Origin of the sequence: Flavonifractor sp. An82, assembly GCF_002159265.1 — a bacterium.
Lineage (GTDB): Bacteria > Bacillota > Clostridia > Oscillospirales > Oscillospiraceae > Flavonifractor.
Genome location: NZ_NFHG01000001.1, coordinates 401,972 through 417,393, shown reverse-complemented (window position 1 = coordinate 417,393; position 15,422 = coordinate 401,972). Strand labels below are relative to the sequence as shown.

Annotated in this window: 20 protein-coding genes; 9 read left to right on the top strand and 11 right to left on the bottom strand. The window is 61.6% G+C overall.

What is annotated here, in order from left to right; genetic code table 11:
• Nucleotides 1-9 precede the first annotated feature (9 nt).
• Complete coding sequence (gene uvrA / locus B5G34_RS02385; protein WP_087333896.1) at nucleotides 10-2,835, top strand: excinuclease ABC subunit UvrA; 2,826 nt, start codon at nucleotides 10-12, stop codon at nucleotides 2,833-2,835.
• A 186-nt stretch (nucleotides 2,836-3,021) separates the two neighbouring features.
• On the top strand, nucleotides 3,022-3,966 hold the full coding sequence (locus B5G34_RS02380; RefSeq protein WP_087333894.1) for a 3-hydroxyacyl-CoA dehydrogenase: 945 nt from the start codon (nucleotides 3,022-3,024) through the stop codon (nucleotides 3,964-3,966).
• A gap of 48 nt (nucleotides 3,967-4,014) precedes the next feature.
• Here the strand turns inward: B5G34_RS02380 and B5G34_RS02375 are convergent, their stop codons facing one another.
• Nucleotides 4,015-4,470: a pyridoxamine 5'-phosphate oxidase family protein gene (locus B5G34_RS02375; protein ID WP_087333892.1), complete on the bottom strand. Its 456-nt coding sequence runs from the start codon at nucleotides 4,468-4,470 to the stop codon at nucleotides 4,015-4,017.
• Nucleotides 4,471-4,635: 165 nt separating this feature from the next.
• Between B5G34_RS02375 and B5G34_RS02370 the strand changes: the two genes are divergently transcribed.
• The 3 genes from B5G34_RS02370 to B5G34_RS02360 are packed head-to-tail and all read left to right on the top strand — an operon-like array spanning nucleotide 4,636 to nucleotide 7,101.
• Complete coding sequence (locus B5G34_RS02370) at nucleotides 4,636-4,998, top strand: metalloregulator ArsR/SmtB family transcription factor (protein WP_087333891.1); 363 nt, start codon at nucleotides 4,636-4,638, stop codon at nucleotides 4,996-4,998.
• A gap of 15 nt (nucleotides 4,999-5,013) precedes the next feature.
• Nucleotides 5,014-5,235 carry a cation transporter gene (locus tag B5G34_RS02365; protein ID WP_087333889.1) on the top strand — a complete coding sequence of 74 codons (222 nt, stop codon included), beginning with the start codon at nucleotides 5,014-5,016 and terminating at the stop codon, nucleotides 5,233-5,235.
• A gap of 12 nt (nucleotides 5,236-5,247) precedes the next feature.
• Entirely contained in the window at nucleotides 5,248-7,101 is a 1,854-nt protein-coding gene (locus B5G34_RS02360) for a heavy metal translocating P-type ATPase (protein ID WP_087333887.1), read from the top strand.
• A gap of 38 nt (nucleotides 7,102-7,139) precedes the next feature.
• Here B5G34_RS02360 and B5G34_RS02355 read toward each other — a convergent pair whose 3' ends face one another.
• A complete protein-coding gene (locus tag B5G34_RS02355) occupies nucleotides 7,140-8,270 on the bottom strand; it encodes an S-layer homology domain-containing protein (protein ID WP_087333885.1) in 1,131 nt (376 codons plus the stop codon).
• Complete coding sequence (locus B5G34_RS02350) at nucleotides 8,267-8,899, bottom strand: redox-sensing transcriptional repressor Rex (RefSeq protein WP_087333883.1); 633 nt, start codon at nucleotides 8,897-8,899, stop codon at nucleotides 8,267-8,269. The genes B5G34_RS02355 and B5G34_RS02350 overlap by 4 nt, the downstream gene beginning before the upstream one ends.
• Before the next feature lie 129 nt (nucleotides 8,900-9,028).
• Here B5G34_RS02350 and B5G34_RS02345 point away from each other — a divergent pair, with 129 nt between their 5' ends.
• The 3 genes from B5G34_RS02345 to B5G34_RS02335 are packed head-to-tail and all read left to right on the top strand — an operon-like array spanning nucleotide 9,029 to nucleotide 11,181.
• Nucleotides 9,029-9,418, top strand: coding sequence for a spore cortex-lytic protein (locus tag B5G34_RS02345; RefSeq protein ID WP_087333881.1), 390 nt, complete (start codon nucleotides 9,029-9,031; stop codon nucleotides 9,416-9,418).
• A gap of 12 nt (nucleotides 9,419-9,430) precedes the next feature.
• Complete coding sequence (locus tag B5G34_RS02340) at nucleotides 9,431-10,651, top strand: peptidoglycan-binding protein (RefSeq protein WP_087333879.1); 1,221 nt, start codon at nucleotides 9,431-9,433, stop codon at nucleotides 10,649-10,651.
• On the top strand, nucleotides 10,648-11,181 hold the full coding sequence (locus B5G34_RS02335; RefSeq protein ID WP_242956767.1) for a peptidoglycan-binding domain-containing protein: 534 nt from the start codon (nucleotides 10,648-10,650) through the stop codon (nucleotides 11,179-11,181). Before B5G34_RS02340 ends, B5G34_RS02335 begins: the two co-directional genes overlap by 4 nt.
• A 22-nt stretch (nucleotides 11,182-11,203) precedes the next feature.
• Here B5G34_RS02335 and B5G34_RS02330 read toward each other — a convergent pair whose 3' ends face one another.
• Nucleotides 11,204-11,452, bottom strand: coding sequence for a hypothetical protein (locus tag B5G34_RS02330; RefSeq protein WP_087333877.1), 249 nt, complete (start codon nucleotides 11,450-11,452; stop codon nucleotides 11,204-11,206).
• A gap of 105 nt (nucleotides 11,453-11,557) precedes the next feature.
• Between B5G34_RS02330 and B5G34_RS02325 the strand changes: the two genes are divergently transcribed.
• Nucleotides 11,558-11,782: a helix-turn-helix transcriptional regulator gene (locus B5G34_RS02325; protein ID WP_087333875.1), complete on the top strand. Its 225-nt coding sequence runs from the start codon at nucleotides 11,558-11,560 to the stop codon at nucleotides 11,780-11,782.
• Nucleotides 11,783-11,840: 58 nt separating this feature from the next.
• Here B5G34_RS02325 and hisE read toward each other — a convergent pair whose 3' ends face one another.
• From hisE to hisB, 7 genes are read right to left on the bottom strand one after another with little or no spacing between them, the layout of a single operon-like run.
• A complete protein-coding gene (gene hisE / locus B5G34_RS02320) occupies nucleotides 11,841-12,170 on the bottom strand; it encodes a phosphoribosyl-ATP diphosphatase (protein WP_087333873.1) in 330 nt (109 codons plus the stop codon).
• Complete coding sequence (hisI, locus tag B5G34_RS02315; RefSeq protein ID WP_204245894.1) at nucleotides 12,167-12,493, bottom strand: phosphoribosyl-AMP cyclohydrolase; 327 nt, start codon at nucleotides 12,491-12,493, stop codon at nucleotides 12,167-12,169. The genes hisE and hisI overlap by 4 nt, the downstream gene beginning before the upstream one ends.
• Nucleotides 12,494-12,505: 12 nt before the next feature.
• A complete protein-coding gene (locus B5G34_RS02310; protein WP_087333870.1) occupies nucleotides 12,506-12,739 on the bottom strand; it encodes a hypothetical protein in 234 nt (77 codons plus the stop codon).
• A gap of 22 nt (nucleotides 12,740-12,761) precedes the next feature.
• Entirely contained in the window at nucleotides 12,762-13,517 is a 756-nt protein-coding gene (gene hisF / locus B5G34_RS02305) for an imidazole glycerol phosphate synthase subunit HisF (RefSeq protein ID WP_087333868.1), read from the bottom strand.
• A complete protein-coding gene (gene hisA, locus B5G34_RS02300) occupies nucleotides 13,511-14,233 on the bottom strand; it encodes a 1-(5-phosphoribosyl)-5-[(5-phosphoribosylamino)methylideneamino]imidazole-4-carboxamide isomerase (RefSeq protein WP_087333866.1) in 723 nt (240 codons plus the stop codon). The genes hisF and hisA overlap by 7 nt, the downstream gene beginning before the upstream one ends.
• Nucleotides 14,230-14,841, bottom strand: coding sequence for an imidazole glycerol phosphate synthase subunit HisH (gene hisH / locus B5G34_RS02295; RefSeq protein ID WP_204245893.1), 612 nt, complete (start codon nucleotides 14,839-14,841; stop codon nucleotides 14,230-14,232). Before hisH ends, hisA begins: the two co-directional genes overlap by 4 nt.
• A complete protein-coding gene (hisB, locus tag B5G34_RS02290; RefSeq protein WP_087333862.1) occupies nucleotides 14,838-15,413 on the bottom strand; it encodes an imidazoleglycerol-phosphate dehydratase HisB in 576 nt (191 codons plus the stop codon). The genes hisH and hisB overlap by 4 nt, the downstream gene beginning before the upstream one ends.
• Nucleotides 15,414-15,422: the final 9 nt, after the last annotated feature.

The window sequence follows — 15,422 nt, the reverse complement described above, 5'->3', positions numbered from 1 at the left end:
ACCTGAACCATGCTCGACCATATTTCCGTCAAAGGCGCACGCGCCAACAACTTAAAAAACATCGACGTGGACATTCCCCGGGACAAGCTGGTGGTGCTCACCGGCCTGTCCGGCAGCGGCAAGTCCTCTCTGGCCTTTGACACCATCTATGCCGAAGGGCAGCGCCGCTATGTGGAGTCCCTGTCCTCCTATGCCCGGATGTTTTTGGGCCAGATGGAGAAGCCCGACGTGGACTACATCGACGGCCTCTCCCCTGCCATCTCCATCGACCAGAAGACCACCTCCAAAAACCCCCGGTCCACCGTGGGCACCGTCACCGAGATCTACGACTACCTCCGTCTGCTGTGGGCCCGGGTGGGCACCCCCCATTGCCCCAAGTGCGGCAAGGAGATCCAGCAGCAGACCATCGACCAGATCATCGATCAGGTGCTGGAGCTGCCCGAGGCCACCCGCATTCAGGTCATGGCTCCGGTGGTGCGGGGCAAGAAGGGCACCCACCAGAAGCTGCTGGAGGACGCCCGCAAGTCGGGCTATGTCCGCTGCCGGGTGGACGGCTCCCTGTACGACCTGACGGAAGAGATCGAGCTGGACAAGAACAAGAAGCACAACATCGAGATCGTGGTGGACCGGCTGGTGATCCGTGAGGACATTGCCCGTCGGCTCACCGACTCGGTGGAGGTGGCCTCCAACCTGGCCGGCGGCCTGGTGGTGGTCAATATCGTGGGCGAGGACCGGGACATTCTCTTCTCCCAGAACTACGCCTGTGAGGACTGCGGCATCTCCATCGAGGAGTTATCGCCCCGGATGTTCTCCTTCAACAACCCCTTCGGCGCCTGCCCCACCTGTACCGGCCTGGGGGCCCAGCTGAAGGTGGATCCCGACCTCATTATCCCCAACAAGGACCTGTCCATCCTGGAGGGGGCCATCACCGCCTCGGGCTGGAACAACATCAAGGGGGACTCCATCTCCCGGATGTATTTTGAGGCCCTGTCCAAGAAGTACGGCTTCAAGCTGAACACCCCGGTAAAGGACCTGCCTCCTGAGATCATGGACATCATCCTCTATGGCACCAAGGGGGAAAAGCTGAAACTGACCTATGAGCGGGAAAACGGCCATGGCACCCTGATGCAGCCCTTCGAGGGCATCATCAACAACCTGGAGCGGCGCTACCGGGAGACCCAGTCCGACGCCATGCGCCGGGACCTGGAGGACTGCATGAGCGAGCGCCCCTGCCCCGACTGCGGCGGCAAGCGCCTGCGGAAGGAGGCCCTGGCGGTCACCGTGGGCGGTATCAACATCGATACCTTCTGCCGCAAGTCGGTGACCGAAGCCCTTGACTTTGTGGAGCATCTGGAGCTCTCCGAGCAAAAAATGCTCATTGCCGACCGGATTCTGAAAGAGATCAAAAACCGGCTGGGCTTCCTCCAGAGCGTGGGTCTGCAATACCTCACCCTGAGCCGGGCCGCCGCCACCCTGTCCGGCGGCGAGAGCCAGCGCATCCGCCTGGCCACCCAGATCGGCTCCTCCCTGATGGGGGTACTCTATATCCTGGACGAGCCCTCCATCGGTCTGCACCAGCGGGACAACGACAAGCTGCTGGCCACTTTGAAGCACCTGCGGGACCTGGGCAACACCCTGCTGGTGGTGGAGCACGACGAGGACACCATGCGGGAGGCCGACTACATTGTGGACATCGGCCCCGGCGCCGGGGTCCACGGCGGCCAGGTGGTAGCCTGCGGCACTGCCCAGGAGATCATGGACAATCCCGCCTCCATCACCGGCGACTACCTGTCCGGCCGGAAAAAGATCCCCGTTCCCTCGGAGCGTCGGAAAGGCAACGGCCACTTCCTCACCGTTCGGGGCGCGGCGGAAAATAACCTGCAAAACATCGACGTATCCATTCCTCTGGGCACCTTTACCTGCGTCACCGGCGTGTCCGGCTCCGGAAAGTCCTCTCTGGTCAACGAGATCCTCTATAAGCGGCTGGCATGCGACCTGAACCGGGCCAAGACCCGGGCGGGCAAGCACAAGGCCATTGAGGGCGAGGAATATCTGGACAAGATCATCGCTATCGACCAGTCCCCCATCGGCCGCACCCCCCGGTCCAACCCGGCCACCTACACCGGGCTCTTCAACGACATCCGGGACCTGTTTGCCTCCACCCCCGACGCCAAGACCCGCGGCTACGGCCCCGGCCGGTTCTCCTTCAATGTCCGGGGCGGCCGGTGCGAGGCCTGCCAGGGCGACGGCCTCATCAAGATCGAGATGCACTTCCTCCCCGACATCTATGTGCCCTGCGAGGTGTGCAAGGGCAAGCGGTACAACCGGGAGACCCTGGAGGTGCGCTACAAGGGTAAGAACATCTATGAGGTGCTGGACATGACGGTGGAGGAGGCCCTCCCCTTCTTCGAGCACCTGCCCAGGCTGTACAACAAGCTCCAGACCCTCTACGAGGTGGGCCTCAGCTATGTAAAGCTGGGCCAGCCCTCCACAGAGCTGTCCGGCGGCGAGGCCCAGCGGGTCAAGCTGGCCACCGAGCTGGCCAAGCGGTCCACCGGCAAGACCATCTATATCCTGGACGAGCCCACCACCGGCCTCCACACCGCCGACGTGCACAAGCTTATCGAGGTGCTCCAGAAGCTGGTGGAGGCGGGCAACACCGTTGTGGTCATTGAGCACAACCTGGATGTGATCAAGACCGCCGACCACGTCATCGACCTGGGCCCCGAGGGCGGCAGTGGCGGCGGCACTATCGTAGCCACCGGCACCCCCGAGGAGGTGGCGGCCTGCCCCGCCTCCTACACCGGCCACTACCTGAAGCGGATGCTGGAGTAAGCCGCAAAGCGCTGTCATTTTATTACAAACTGTAGAGAAACGGGCGCGCTGCCCATTGCAGCGCGCCCGTTTTCTGTCAAATTTACGGAAATCCGTTGACAAAACAGTGTTATTGTATTATACTGCTCGTAGTTAAACTATTTAGTTCATAATATAAACGTGAATTTTTTAACAGGAGGCAGCGTTATGAGCATTCAGAATGTGGTTCTCATCGGCGGCGGCGTGCTGGGCAGTCAAATCGCCTACCAGACCGCCTACAAGGGCTTTCACGTCACCATCTGGCTGAGGAGCGACGCCTCCATCGGCCGGGCCCAGCCCAAGCTGCAGCGGCTCCACGACATCTATGTGGCGGAGCTCACCGCCGCCAAGTCCAGCCCCGGTCCCTACAGCGCCGGTCTGCTGGAAAACGGCCGCACCTACACCCCGGAGGAGATCGACGGACGCATCGCCCAGGCGGATGCCGCCCTGGCAAATCTGACCCTGACCACCGATCTGGCCGGGGCGGTGAAGGATGCCGATCTGGTCATCGAGGCTCTGGCGGAGGTACCCCAGCAGAAGATCGAATTCTATCAGATGCTGGCCCCCCTGCTGCCGGAAAAGACCATTGTGGCCACCAATACCTCCACCCTGCTTCCCTCCTCCCTGGCCCAGTACACCGGCCGGCCGGAGAAGTATCTGGCCCTCCACTTTGCCAACAACATCTGGAAGCAGAATACCGCCGAGGTGATGGGCCACGCCGGCACCGACCCGGAGGCCTATGAGGAGGTGGCGCAATTTGCCGCCCGCATCGGCATGGTGCCCCTGCGGCTGAAAAAGGAGAAGAATGGCTACCTGCTCAACTCCATGCTGGTCCCCTTCCTGATGGCGGCCCAGAGCCTGTGGGCGGAGGATATAGCCGACTTCGAGACCATCGACAAGACCTGGGTGCTGGCCACCGGCGCTCCCATGGGTCCCTTCCGCATCCTGGACATCGTGGGCATCACCACTGCCTACAACATCCTCACCAACAATCCCGCTGCCGCCGATCCCAATACCACCTACGGCAAGATGGCAAAGCGGCTGAAAGAGGAGTACATCGACACCGGCAAGCTGGGCATCAACGCCGGTGAGGGCTTTTACAAGTATAAATAAGCACCCATTTCCCAAAGGGGCGTCGCGCAATGCGCGGCGCCCCTTCTCTCATTCCTTGTACAGACGCTCCCGCCCGCTGATCTGCTCCAGGTCGATCCGCCACACTGCGGTGCGGGGCAGGTGCTTCTCAATGACCTCCTCCACCCGCTCCGGGCAGTCGGGGGCATATCTTTTGCAGATGGCCCGCAGCGCCTCCTTCTGCTCCTCCGGGTCGGTCACTTCATGGGCGGCGCCCCGGGCCACGGCGCTGGTAAACTCGGTTTCATAGGCCTCCTGCACCACCCGCTGATGGCCCACGGCGGTAAGGCACACCTGGGGATGGAGCCTCAGGCAGTCCAGCTTCTCTCCCCCCAGCCTGGAGTGGAAATAGACCGACTCCCCCATCCGGACGCCGTTGAGGGGCATACAATAGGGCAGCCCCTCCCCGTCGGTCACCGCCAGCACCATATATTCACACCGGTCCAGGGCCTCCAGCCCTGTCTCCCGTCCATCTGTCCGCTTCATATCCATTCATCCTTTCCGCCCCAAAGAGCCTCGTATCTCCCCCATCATACCCCCGCAGACAGCCCGTCGCAAGAAAAACTTTCATTCCCCCCTTGACATCCTTCCCGGCAAGTATATAATAATATATGAACAATAGCTCATATATTATTAGAAAGGATGGTCACCATGACAGACAGCAATGGCGTGGAGCGGTGCGACTTCAGCCACGTCCACCAGGAGATCGTGGAGCAGGTGGAGCGCACCATGCCGGAGGACGAGATCCTCTATGATCTGGCGGAACTCTTCAAGATCTTTGGGGATTCCACCCGCATCAAGATCCTGTATGTGCTCTTTGAATCAGAGATGTGCGTGTGCGACATCGCCAAGCTGCTGGGCATGACCCAGTCGGCCATCTCCCACCAGCTGCGGGCGCTGAAGCAGAGCAAGCTGGTCAAATACCGCCGGGAGGGTAAAACCGTCTTCTACTCCCTGGCGGACGGCCATGTCCGCACCATTTTGGGCCAGGGCATGGAACACATTGCGGAATGAGAGGAGTTTACAACCATGAAAAAGACCTTTAAGCTGCGTGATCTGGACTGCGCCAACTGCGCCGCCAAGATGGAGAACGCCATCTGCAAGCTGGACGGGGTGAACAGCGCCACCGTCAGCTTCATGACCCAGAAGCTGACCCTGGATGCCGACGACGCCCGGTTTGACGAGATCCTCCAGCAGGCCGCCAGGATCTGCAAAAAGGTGGAGCCCGACTGCACCATCGTCCTGCCGTAAGGAGCACGAACTATGACCAGGAAGCAGAAGCGGATGCTCATCCGCATTGTGACCAGCGGGGTGCTGTTCGGGGCAGCCGCGGTTCTCCCCCTGTCCGGATGGGAGCGTCTGGCGGCCTTTTTGGTGCCCTACGCCGTCATCGGCTGGGATGTGCTGTGGCGGGCCGTCCGCAACATCGCCCACGGCCAGGTGTTTGATGAAAATTTCCTCATGGCCCTGGCCACTGTGGGCGCCCTTGCCATCGGCGAATACCCGGAGGCCGTCTTTGTTATGCTGTTCTATCAGGTGGGCGAGCTGTTTCAGAGCTACGCAGTGGACCGGTCCCGGAAATCCATTGCCTCTCTGATGGATATTCGCCCCGACTACGCCAACATTGAGACGGAGGACGGCCTGAAGCAGGTGGACCCGGAGGAGGTGGCGGTGGGAGACGCCATTATCATCAAGGCCGGCGAACGCATTCCCCTGGACGGCGTGGTGCTGGAGGGGACCTCCGCTCTGGACACCGCCGCCCTCACCGGTGAGTCCCTCCCCCGCCAGGTCCAGCCCGGCGACGACGTGATCTCCGGCTGCGTCAATCTCACCGGCCTGCTGAAGGTTCAGGTGACCCGGGCCTTTGAGGAGTCCACCGTCTCCAGGATTCTGGACCTGGTGGAGAATGCCGGCAGCCGGAAAGCCAGGGCGGAGCACTTCATCACCCGCTTTGCCCGCTGGTATACCCCCATTGTGGTGCTGGCCGCCGTGGCCCTGGCCGTTCTCCCTCCCCTCTTCACCCAGGTGGGCTGGCTGGACTCCATTCAGCGGGCCCTGAACTTCCTGGTGGTGTCCTGTCCCTGCGCTCTGGTGATCTCGGTACCCCTCTCCTTCTTCGGCGGCATCGGCGGCGCCTCCCGGGCCGGTATTCTGGTGAAGGGAGGCAACTACCTGGAGGTGCTGGCCAAGACCGAGATCGTGGTGTTTGACAAGACGGGCACCCTGACCCAGGGAGTCTTCAACGTCACCGCCATCCACCCCGACCACTGCGACGAGGGCCAGCTTCTGGAGCTGGCCGCCCTGGCAGAGTGCGCCTCCGATCACCCCATCTCCCGCTCCCTGCTGGAGGCCTGGGGCCAGATTCCCGACAGCAGCCGGGTGACTCAGGCGGAGGCCCTGTCCGGCCGGGGCGTCCGGGCCGTCATCGACGGCAGAGTGGTCTGCGCCGGCAACGACAAGCTGATGGAGGATATAGGCGTCACCTGGCATCCCTGTCACCATGTGGGCACCACCGTCCATGTGGCTGCCGACGGGGTCTATCTGGGCCACATCGTCATCTCTGACCAGGTCAAGCTGGACGCAAAACAGGCCATTACCGCCCTCAAGGCGTCGGGTGTCCGCAAGACGGTGATGCTCACCGGCGACGCCAAGCCGGTGGGCGAAGCGGTGGCCGCCCAGCTGGGGCTGGATGAGGTCCACGCCCAGCTGCTCCCTGCCGACAAGGTGGAACAGGTGGAAGCGTTGCTCAAACAGGTCTCTCCCAAGGGGGCCCTGGCCTTTGTGGGGGACGGCATCAACGACGCCCCCGTCCTCTCCCGGGCCGATGTGGGGGTGGCCATGGGCGCCCTGGGCTCCGACGCCGCCATTGAAGCCGCCGACATCGTTCTGATGGACGACAAGCCCTCCAAGCTGGCCCAGGCCATTGCCATTGCCCGGCGCACCCTGACCATCGTCCGGCAGAACATCGTCTTTGCCCTGGCGGTCAAGCTGCTGGTACTGGTACTCAGCGCCCTGGGCCATGCCAACATGTGGCAGGCGGTCTTTGCCGACGTGGGCGTATCGGTGATCGCCATTCTCAACGCCATGCGTGCCATGAGCGTCCCCAAAAATCCATAAAAAATGGGAGCCAGAGTGATCTGGCTCCCGTTTTCTATTTAGCTCAGCCGCAGGGCGGAGATTCCATTGAGAATGGCCTGCATGGAGGTCTGGTCATATCCCCCGTTGGAGGCGGTCTTGTCCAGCAGGATGCCGCCGGTCTTGGTGGGGGCGGACAGGGCACACACCGACAGGTAGACCACCTGGGCCCGGCAGAAGCTGCTGCCGGAAAGCAGGGCGGCCTCGCTCTGGCGGATGACGCCGTAGGCCACTGCCGCATCCATGGCGTTCTGCCAGTTGAAGTCGGGATTGGTCCCGCTCTCCGAATAGCCCAGCGCCCGCAGCACAAAGGTCATGTACTCCCCTGCCGAGATGGTATTGTTGGGGCCGAACATCAGCTGCCCCGCGGCGTTGGTGCCGATGCCGGTGGTATAGCCCTTCTCATAGGCGTAGGCCAGATAGCGGTCGGCCCAGCTGGGGCTGTCCGCGAAGGGATTGACCGCCGTGGAGGTCAGGGCGGCGTTCTCCTCGCCCATCAGGCGGATGAACATGACCAGCCCCTCCACCCGGAGAGCCTGCCGCTCCAGCTCATAGCCCGATCCATAGGCGGCCCCGGTACCCTTCAGCAGGCCCATCTGGGCAAGGCCGTCGGCCATGGCGTTGTAGTCCACGTTCCCGCTGGCAGAGAGGGTGTAGCTCCCCTCCAGGCTGAGCACCGCCGTGTCTGAGGTGATGGTCACTGCCGCGGCAGTCTCACCAGCCAGGCAGCGGTGCCGGGCTGTCAGCCCGCCGCCCGCCGCCACCGTGGTACCGGCAGTAGTATCCACCAGCACCCCGCCGGAGGCGGAGGCGCTCCCCGCCAGCAGCATCACGCCGGAGCCGGAGGACAGGGTGAGCACGTCCCCCTTTTTCAAGCGCCGGTCGCTGAGACCGGAGGAGACCGACGTGCCGCCGGTGCTCCCTCCCACTTGGCTCAGATAGCTGCTGTGCTTGCTGTTAAGTTCGTTCAGAGCCTGGTTGTAGGAGGCACTCATCTCCTCCTCCGCCCGCTTGCTCACCTGCTCCAGAGCCTGGGTGGTAAAGGTACCGTCCACATAGCTCTTGCTGACCAGGGACTCACTGGCGGTCACCACCGCCCCACCGCTCACCAGGATGGCCCCGGCAAGCAGGATTGACGCTGCTTTCTTCATGCTTCCTCCGAGATCATATAGCTGAGGGCCAGCAGGCTGTCGGCAAAGTGGACGTCCTCAATGACCACTCCCGGCGCCTCCACCGTCAGCTCGCTGTTGGTAAAGTTCCAGATGCCCCGCACACCGGACCGGACCAGCCGGCCCGCGGTGGCGTTGGCCACGCTGCGGGGTACCGTCAGCACCCCGATGCTGGCAGGATGCTCCGCCAGATACTCCTCCAGCCGGTCCACATGGTAGATGGGCACGCCGGAGCGTACCTGTCCCACGATCTCGGGAGCCACATCAAAGGCGGCGGCCAGAATCACGCCGGAGCGCTCAAAGTGGAAGTTCTCCATCAGGGCCCGGCCCAGGTTGCCGGCGCCCAGGATCACGGCGGTATGGCCCCGGTTCATGCCCAGGATATCCGCCACCTCTCCCCGCAGCTTTTCAATGTTATAACCATATCCCTGCTGACCAAACTCCCCAAAACAGGACAGATCCTGCCGGATCTGGGAGGCAGTCAGACCCATAGACCTTCCCAGAGCGCTGGATGAGATGCGCTCCACCCCCGCCAGATGCAGGTCGGTCAAATGGCGGTAATACCGAGGCAGCCGCCGGATCACCGCACTGGACACTTTTTGCTTTCTCATTGCTCCATCACACTCGTTCCAGAGGATATCTTTCCTATTCAGTTTACTCAAAACTGCCATCGATGTCAACGTCTGCGGGACAATTCCTCCCCTTCCGGCATAGAGTGGAAGGAAAAGGAGGAATGCAGTTTGGCCGCAACAGGAACCATTCTGACCCGGGTTTTCACCTCCCGGGCCCAGATCCCCGTGGCTGGGGCCACCGTGGCCTTCACCCAGCGGAGTACCGAGGGCCGCCATACCCTGCTGGCTCTGCGGGTCACCGACGCCAACGGCCGCACCCAGCCCGTCCGGGTAGGCACCCCGGACCCGTCCGCTAGCGAATCCTCCGGCACCGCAGAACCCTTCGCCGTGTGCGATATCTGGGTGGAGTCGCCGGGCTATGAGCTTCTGGTGGTGGAGAATGTACAGATCTTCCCCAACACCCAGACCCTGCAGGAACTGGAACTGATCCCCCTGCCGGAGCAGTCCGCCACTCTGCTGCCGGAGGACCCGGTGAATGTTCCGCCCCAAAATCTGTAAAGGAGGGATCGTATGCCGGAATCCCTGCCCATCACCCCCTATGTGCCCCAGTACATCACGGTCCATCTGGGACCGCCCGGCTCCGATGCGGAGAATGTGACGGTCTCCTTCCCGGAATACGTGAAGAATGTGGCCTCCAGCGAGATCTATCCCACCTGGGAGACCGCCGCCCTTCAGGCCAACATCCTGGCCATCATCTCCTTTGCCCTCAACCGGGTGTACACCGAGTTCTACCCCAGCCGGGGGTACCCCTTCAACATCACCTCGTCCACCGCCTACGACCAGAAGTTCATCAAGGGCCGCAACATCTTTGAGAACATCAGCCAGCTGGTGGATGAGATGTTCAACTCCTACATACGGCGCATCGGCTTTGTGGAGCCGCTGGCCGCCAAATTCTGCAACGGCACCACCGTCACCTGCGACGGGCTGTCCCAGTGGGGCAGCCAGGCCATGGCGGAACAGGGGGCGGACTACATGACCATCCTGCGCAGCTACTACGGCGACAACATCGAGCTGGTGACCAACGCCCCGGTGCGGGGCATCCGCTACTCCTACCCCGGCTATCCCATCCGCCGGGGGGACAGCGGCGAGGCGGTGCAGCGCATCCAGGTCATGCTCAACCGCATCTCACGGGATTACCCCGCCATACCCAAGGTCTACCCGGTGGACGGCGTCTTTGGTCCGGCCACCGAGGCGGCGGTGAAGAAGTTCCAGGAGATCTTTGACCTGACCCCTGACGGCATCGTGGGCAACTCCACCTGGTACAAGATGGTCTTTCTCTATGTGGGGGTGCTGGACCTGGCAGAGCTCATCAGTCAGGGCCAGACCTACTACCCCGGCGGCAGCGGCCAACCCTTCCCCAGCGTGCTCTCCGAGGGAGCACGGGGGGACTCGGTGCGTACCATTCAGTATGTGCTTTCGGTGGTGTCTGAGTTTTACAGCAACATCCCCCGGGTGGCCATCGACGGTATCTACGGCCCCGCCACCAAAAACGCCGTCATCGCCGTGCAGCGCATGGCCGGTCTGCCCCAGGACGGCATCATGGGCCCCCAGACCTGGGCCGCTCTCTACCGGATGTATGCCGGTATCGTGGATACGGTGGAGACCTATACCAATGTGATCCCCGAACAGTTCCGTCCCGATCTGCCCGAAAGCCAGGCCACCGGCCTGACCCAGTATCCCGGCCAGCCCATGACACTGGGCTCCGCCGACGAGAGAGGAGCCGCCTCATGATCATACCCCAGGAGATCCGTCTCATCGGGCAGCCGGTCCGCAGCCTCCAGACCATGCTGCGGGAGCTGTCCTTCCTCTATGACTTTCTGCCCCGGCTCACCCCCGACGGCATTTTCGGGGAGCGCACCCTGGAGGCCGTCATGCTCTTCCAGCGGGAGTTCTTCCCGCCGGTGACCGGCCGGGTGGACCAGGCCACCTGGGACGCCATCGCCGCCCTCTACCTTCAGGCCAGGGCCCGGCTGGCGGGCCCTCTCCCCTGCCGGGGCTATCCCAACTGTGACTTTTCCGTACAGCCCGACCAGGAAAGCGTTCATCTCTACCTGGTGCAGTCCATGTTCCGAGCTCTGGCCCGGCTGCTGGACGGCATTCAATCCGCCCCGGTCACCGGTCAGAACGACGCCGCTACCCAGTACAATATCCGCTGGGTGCAGCAGCTGGACGGCAAACCCCAGACCGGTGTGCTGGACCAGGGCAGCTGGAATACCATCAGCCGGCTGTATACTCTGTTCGTCACCTACGGGCAGAAATAGCAGAAGAACAAAGGACTGTGCCTTACCCAAAATCGTGTCTTGTCCCGCACCCGCTGCCTAAGTTCTCAAATACGCACACGATCTCCTCGATCTTTTGAAAGCATTCTGTATCATCCAGGCGATCATCCTTCAAGATCGCCTGGATTTTTTGTAAGGCTTGATAGCATCTTTGCTCCATGAGCGTGCTGATATCACAAGACAATTCCGGAAAAGAAATGCTCACAGTCGTATTCTGCAAAATGTGAGCCAGTATTTCCTGATATAGTTCCATCATGCCCTCCTTTATAGTACTTATAAGTACTGTATTAGACATTCTAATGAGAACCTGTTGTATTGTCAATAGTATTCATGAGTACTATTGCGAGGGGGCAAAGCAATGTATTTTCAGCGGCTGCGGGATCTCCGGGAGGACAGGGATCTGTATCAGAAGGATATTGCCGAGGTACTGGGGATCAGCCAGACGGTGTACTCCCGTTATGAGCGGGGCTTCCAGACCATTCCGGTGGTCCATCTTCTGACCCTGGCCGACTTCTACCATACCTCCACCGACTATATTCTGGGCCGCACCAATATCAGCAGCCCCTACGAACGTGCAAAATAAGAAACCGGGTCCTGCCGCTGTTGGCGGCAGGACCCGGTTTTGTCATAACTACAGCTTGTTAAGTCTCGTGATCGACGGTCTTCATCTGCTTCAGATTGCCGATCTTATGGCTGCGGTGCTCCAGCTCGGCCAGCACCGCGTCCAGGGGGATGTTCTGATCGGCCATCATCACCATCAGGTGGTAGATCAGATCAGAGATCTCTCCCACCGTCTCCTCCTGCTTGCCGTTTTTGGCGGCAATGATGGTCTCGGAGCACTCCTCCCCCACCTTCTTCAGGATCTTATCCAGACCTTTGTCAAAGAGATAGCAGGTGTAGGACCCCTCCTGGGGATCGCTCTTGCGGCCCAGCACCACCTGGTACAGGTCCTGCAAAATGGTGTCGCTCATGGTGTTTCCTCCCAAATCGTGTTGAAAAAGCAGCTCCTCGCCCCGGTGTGGCAGGTGGGTCCCTCCGGGGTGCAGAGGTAGAGCAGGGTGTCGGTGTCGCAGTCGGTGACCACCTTCTTCACGTGAAGGAAGTGGCCCGAGCTCTCACCCTTGTTCCACAGCTTCTGCCGGCTGCGGGACCAGAACCAGGCGGTTTTGGTCTTTAAGGTCAGCTCCACCGCCTCGCGGTTGGTGAAACCCAGCATCAAAATATCCCTGGTGTCCGCGTCCTGGATGATGACAGGGATTAGGTCGGACTTCTGGAACAGATCGTTCAGATCCATTATGATATCACCTCAAAATTCCCAGGGCGGCTTCTCTTCCTTCCAGTCCCAGGGGTCTTCACCGCCCCGCCGGTCCCGGCGTGCGGTCAGCTTGGGCGTCTTGTGGGCCGCCTTTTGCGTGGGGCGGTCTGCCGCCCGTTTTTTCTTCTGACTGGGCGAAGGCGTTCTGGGGACTGCTCCGGCCAGAGTGTTGACCTTGTTCTCTCCCAAAAGATCGGATACCAGATCAAAAATATCGTCCAGCATACCATATTCCCCCTTGTGTGAGTTATCGCACCGGGATCTCTCTGGTTGTAAGATACTCCTTTACCTGGGGCACTGTCAACTCCCCAAAGTGGAACAAGGAGGCCGCCAGGGCCGCATCGCAGTTTGTTCCCTCAAATACCTCCGCAAAGTGGGCCAGACTGCCGCAGCCGCCGGAGGCGATGACTGGGATGGACACCGCGTCCGTCACCGCTTTCGTCATGGCCAGGTCGAAGCCTGCCTTGGTACCGTCGGCGTCCATAGAGGTGAGCAAAATTTCTCCCGCCCCCAGGGCCTCGCCCTGCTTGACCCATTCGATCAGGTCCATGCCGGTGGGCTTTCTCCCTCCGGCCACCACCACCTCCCAGTTGCCGTCTCCCCGGGCCCGGGCGTCCACCGCCAGCACCACGCACTGGGAGCCGAACCGCTCCGCCGCCTCGGAGATCAGCTCCGGCCGGGCCACAGCGGCAGAGTTCACCGAGATTTTATCCGCCCCCGCCCGCAGCAGCCGCTGAAAATCCTCCAGGGTACGGATGCCGCCCCCCACCGTCAGGGGGACAAACACCTGAGCTGCGGTGCGCTCCACCACGTCGGCCACGGTGTCCCGGGCGTCGCTGGTGGCGGTGATGTCCAGAAAGACGATCTCGTCGGCTCCCTGGTCCGAATAATATTTGGCCAGCTCCACCGGGTCGCCGGCATCCCGGATATTGACGAAGTTGACCCCCTTCACCACCCGGCCGTCCCGCACGTCCAGGCAGGGGATGATTCGTTTGGCTAACACTGCGCCCCCGCCTCCTTTACCGCTTCTGCCAGATCCACCGTTCCGGCGTAATAGGCCTTGCCGATGATGGCGCCGTACAGGTCCATGGCATTCAGCCTGGACAGATCCTCATTGGAGGACACCCCGCCGGAGGCCACGATCTGACAGTCCACCGCCTTTTGCAAATCGGCCAGCCGGTCAAAAGAGGGGCCGGACAGCATGCCGTCGGTGGCAATATCCGTAAAGATGATGGTCTTTACACCCATTGTCTCCATAGACTTTGCAAAGTCCAGATAGTTGAGGCCGGAGAACTGCTCCCACCCGGCGGTCTTGACGATGCCGTCCATAGCGTCGATGCCCACGGCGATGCGCTCGCCGTACTTGGCCACCGCCTCTTTCACAAACTCCGGGTGGCTGACAGCGGCGGAGCCGATGACGCACCGCCACACACCCAGGGCAAAGACCTCCTCCAGGTCGGCCATGGAGCGGATGCCGCCCCCCAGCTCCACCTTCAGGCCGGAGCTCCGGGCCACCGCCTCCACGATGGCGCCGTTCTGCCGCTCACCGCTGCGGGCGCCGTCCAGATCCACCATATGGATGTGGCGGGCCCCGGCGTCATAAAAGGCCTTGGCGGTGGCCAGCGGATCATCGGCCACCTGATGAGCCGTTGCAAAATCTCCTTTGTAAAGGCGAACTGCCTTACCATCTTTCAAGTCAATGGCGGGAAATAAGATCATGTGTTCAGCCCTCCGAAGTTTCTCAGAATCTGCAGGCCCACCTCGCCGCTCTTCTCCGGGTGGAACTGGCAGCCGTACACGTTGCTCTTTCCCACCGCCGCAACCACGGGAGTACCGTAGTCGGTCTGGGCGATAACGGTGGCCGGGTCGGCCGCCACACCGCAGAAGGAGTGGACGAAGTAGACATAGCTGCCCTCCTCCACTCCGGCAAACAGGGGCGACGGGTTGGGGAAGCTCAGGCTGTTCCAGCCGATGTGGGGCAGCTTCAAATCGGTCTCAATCTTACGGACGCAGCCGCCTACAAGGCTTAGCCCTTTACACTCCCGCACCTCTTCACCCTGATCGAAGAGCAGCTGCATTCCCAGACAGATGCCCAGAATGGGCTTCCGTTCCGCCTGGGCGATGACCACCCGGTCCAGGCCGGTTCCCCGCAGCTTGTCCGCCGCGTCGGGAAAGGCCCCTACGCCGGGCAGGATAATGGCGTCGGCCAGCTCCAGCTCCCTTTGGTCGCTGGTAATGATGGTCTTCAGACCCAGATAGTCCATGGCGTTGGTGACGCTCTTCAGGTTGCCCACGCCATAGTCCACAACAGCAATACGTCCCATCACAGCACCCCCTTGGTGGAGGTGACCCCGGTGCCGGTGATCTGAACGGCCTCTTTCACCGCCACGCCCAGGGACTTGAACAGGGCTTCGGTGATGTGGTGAGCGTTCTTTCCGTAGTGGCACTTCATATGTAAAGTTAATCCACTGTTCACTGCAAAGGCCCGCATGAACTCCTCGGTGAGGCAGGAGTCATAGCCGCCGATCATGGGCTGGGGCATTTCTGCGTCAAACACCAGGAAGGGCCGGTTGGAGAAGTCCAGGGCAGTGAAGCACAGGGCCTCGTCCATGGGAATGAAGGCGGAGGCGTACCGGCGGATGCCCTTCCGGTCCCCCAGGGCCTCTTTCATGGCCTGGCCCAGCACGATGCCCACGTCCTCCACGGTGTGGTGGCCGTCCACCTCCAGGTCCCCCTTGACGGTGAGCTCCAGGCCCAGGCCGCCGTAAAAGGCAAAGGCGGTGAGCATGTGGTCGAAAAAGCCGATGCCGGTGTCCACCTTTACCTCTCCCCCCTCCAGGGTGAGGGAGAGGCGGATGTCGGTCTCCTTGGTGGCGCGGCTCAGTTGGGATGTTCTCATGGTCATTCT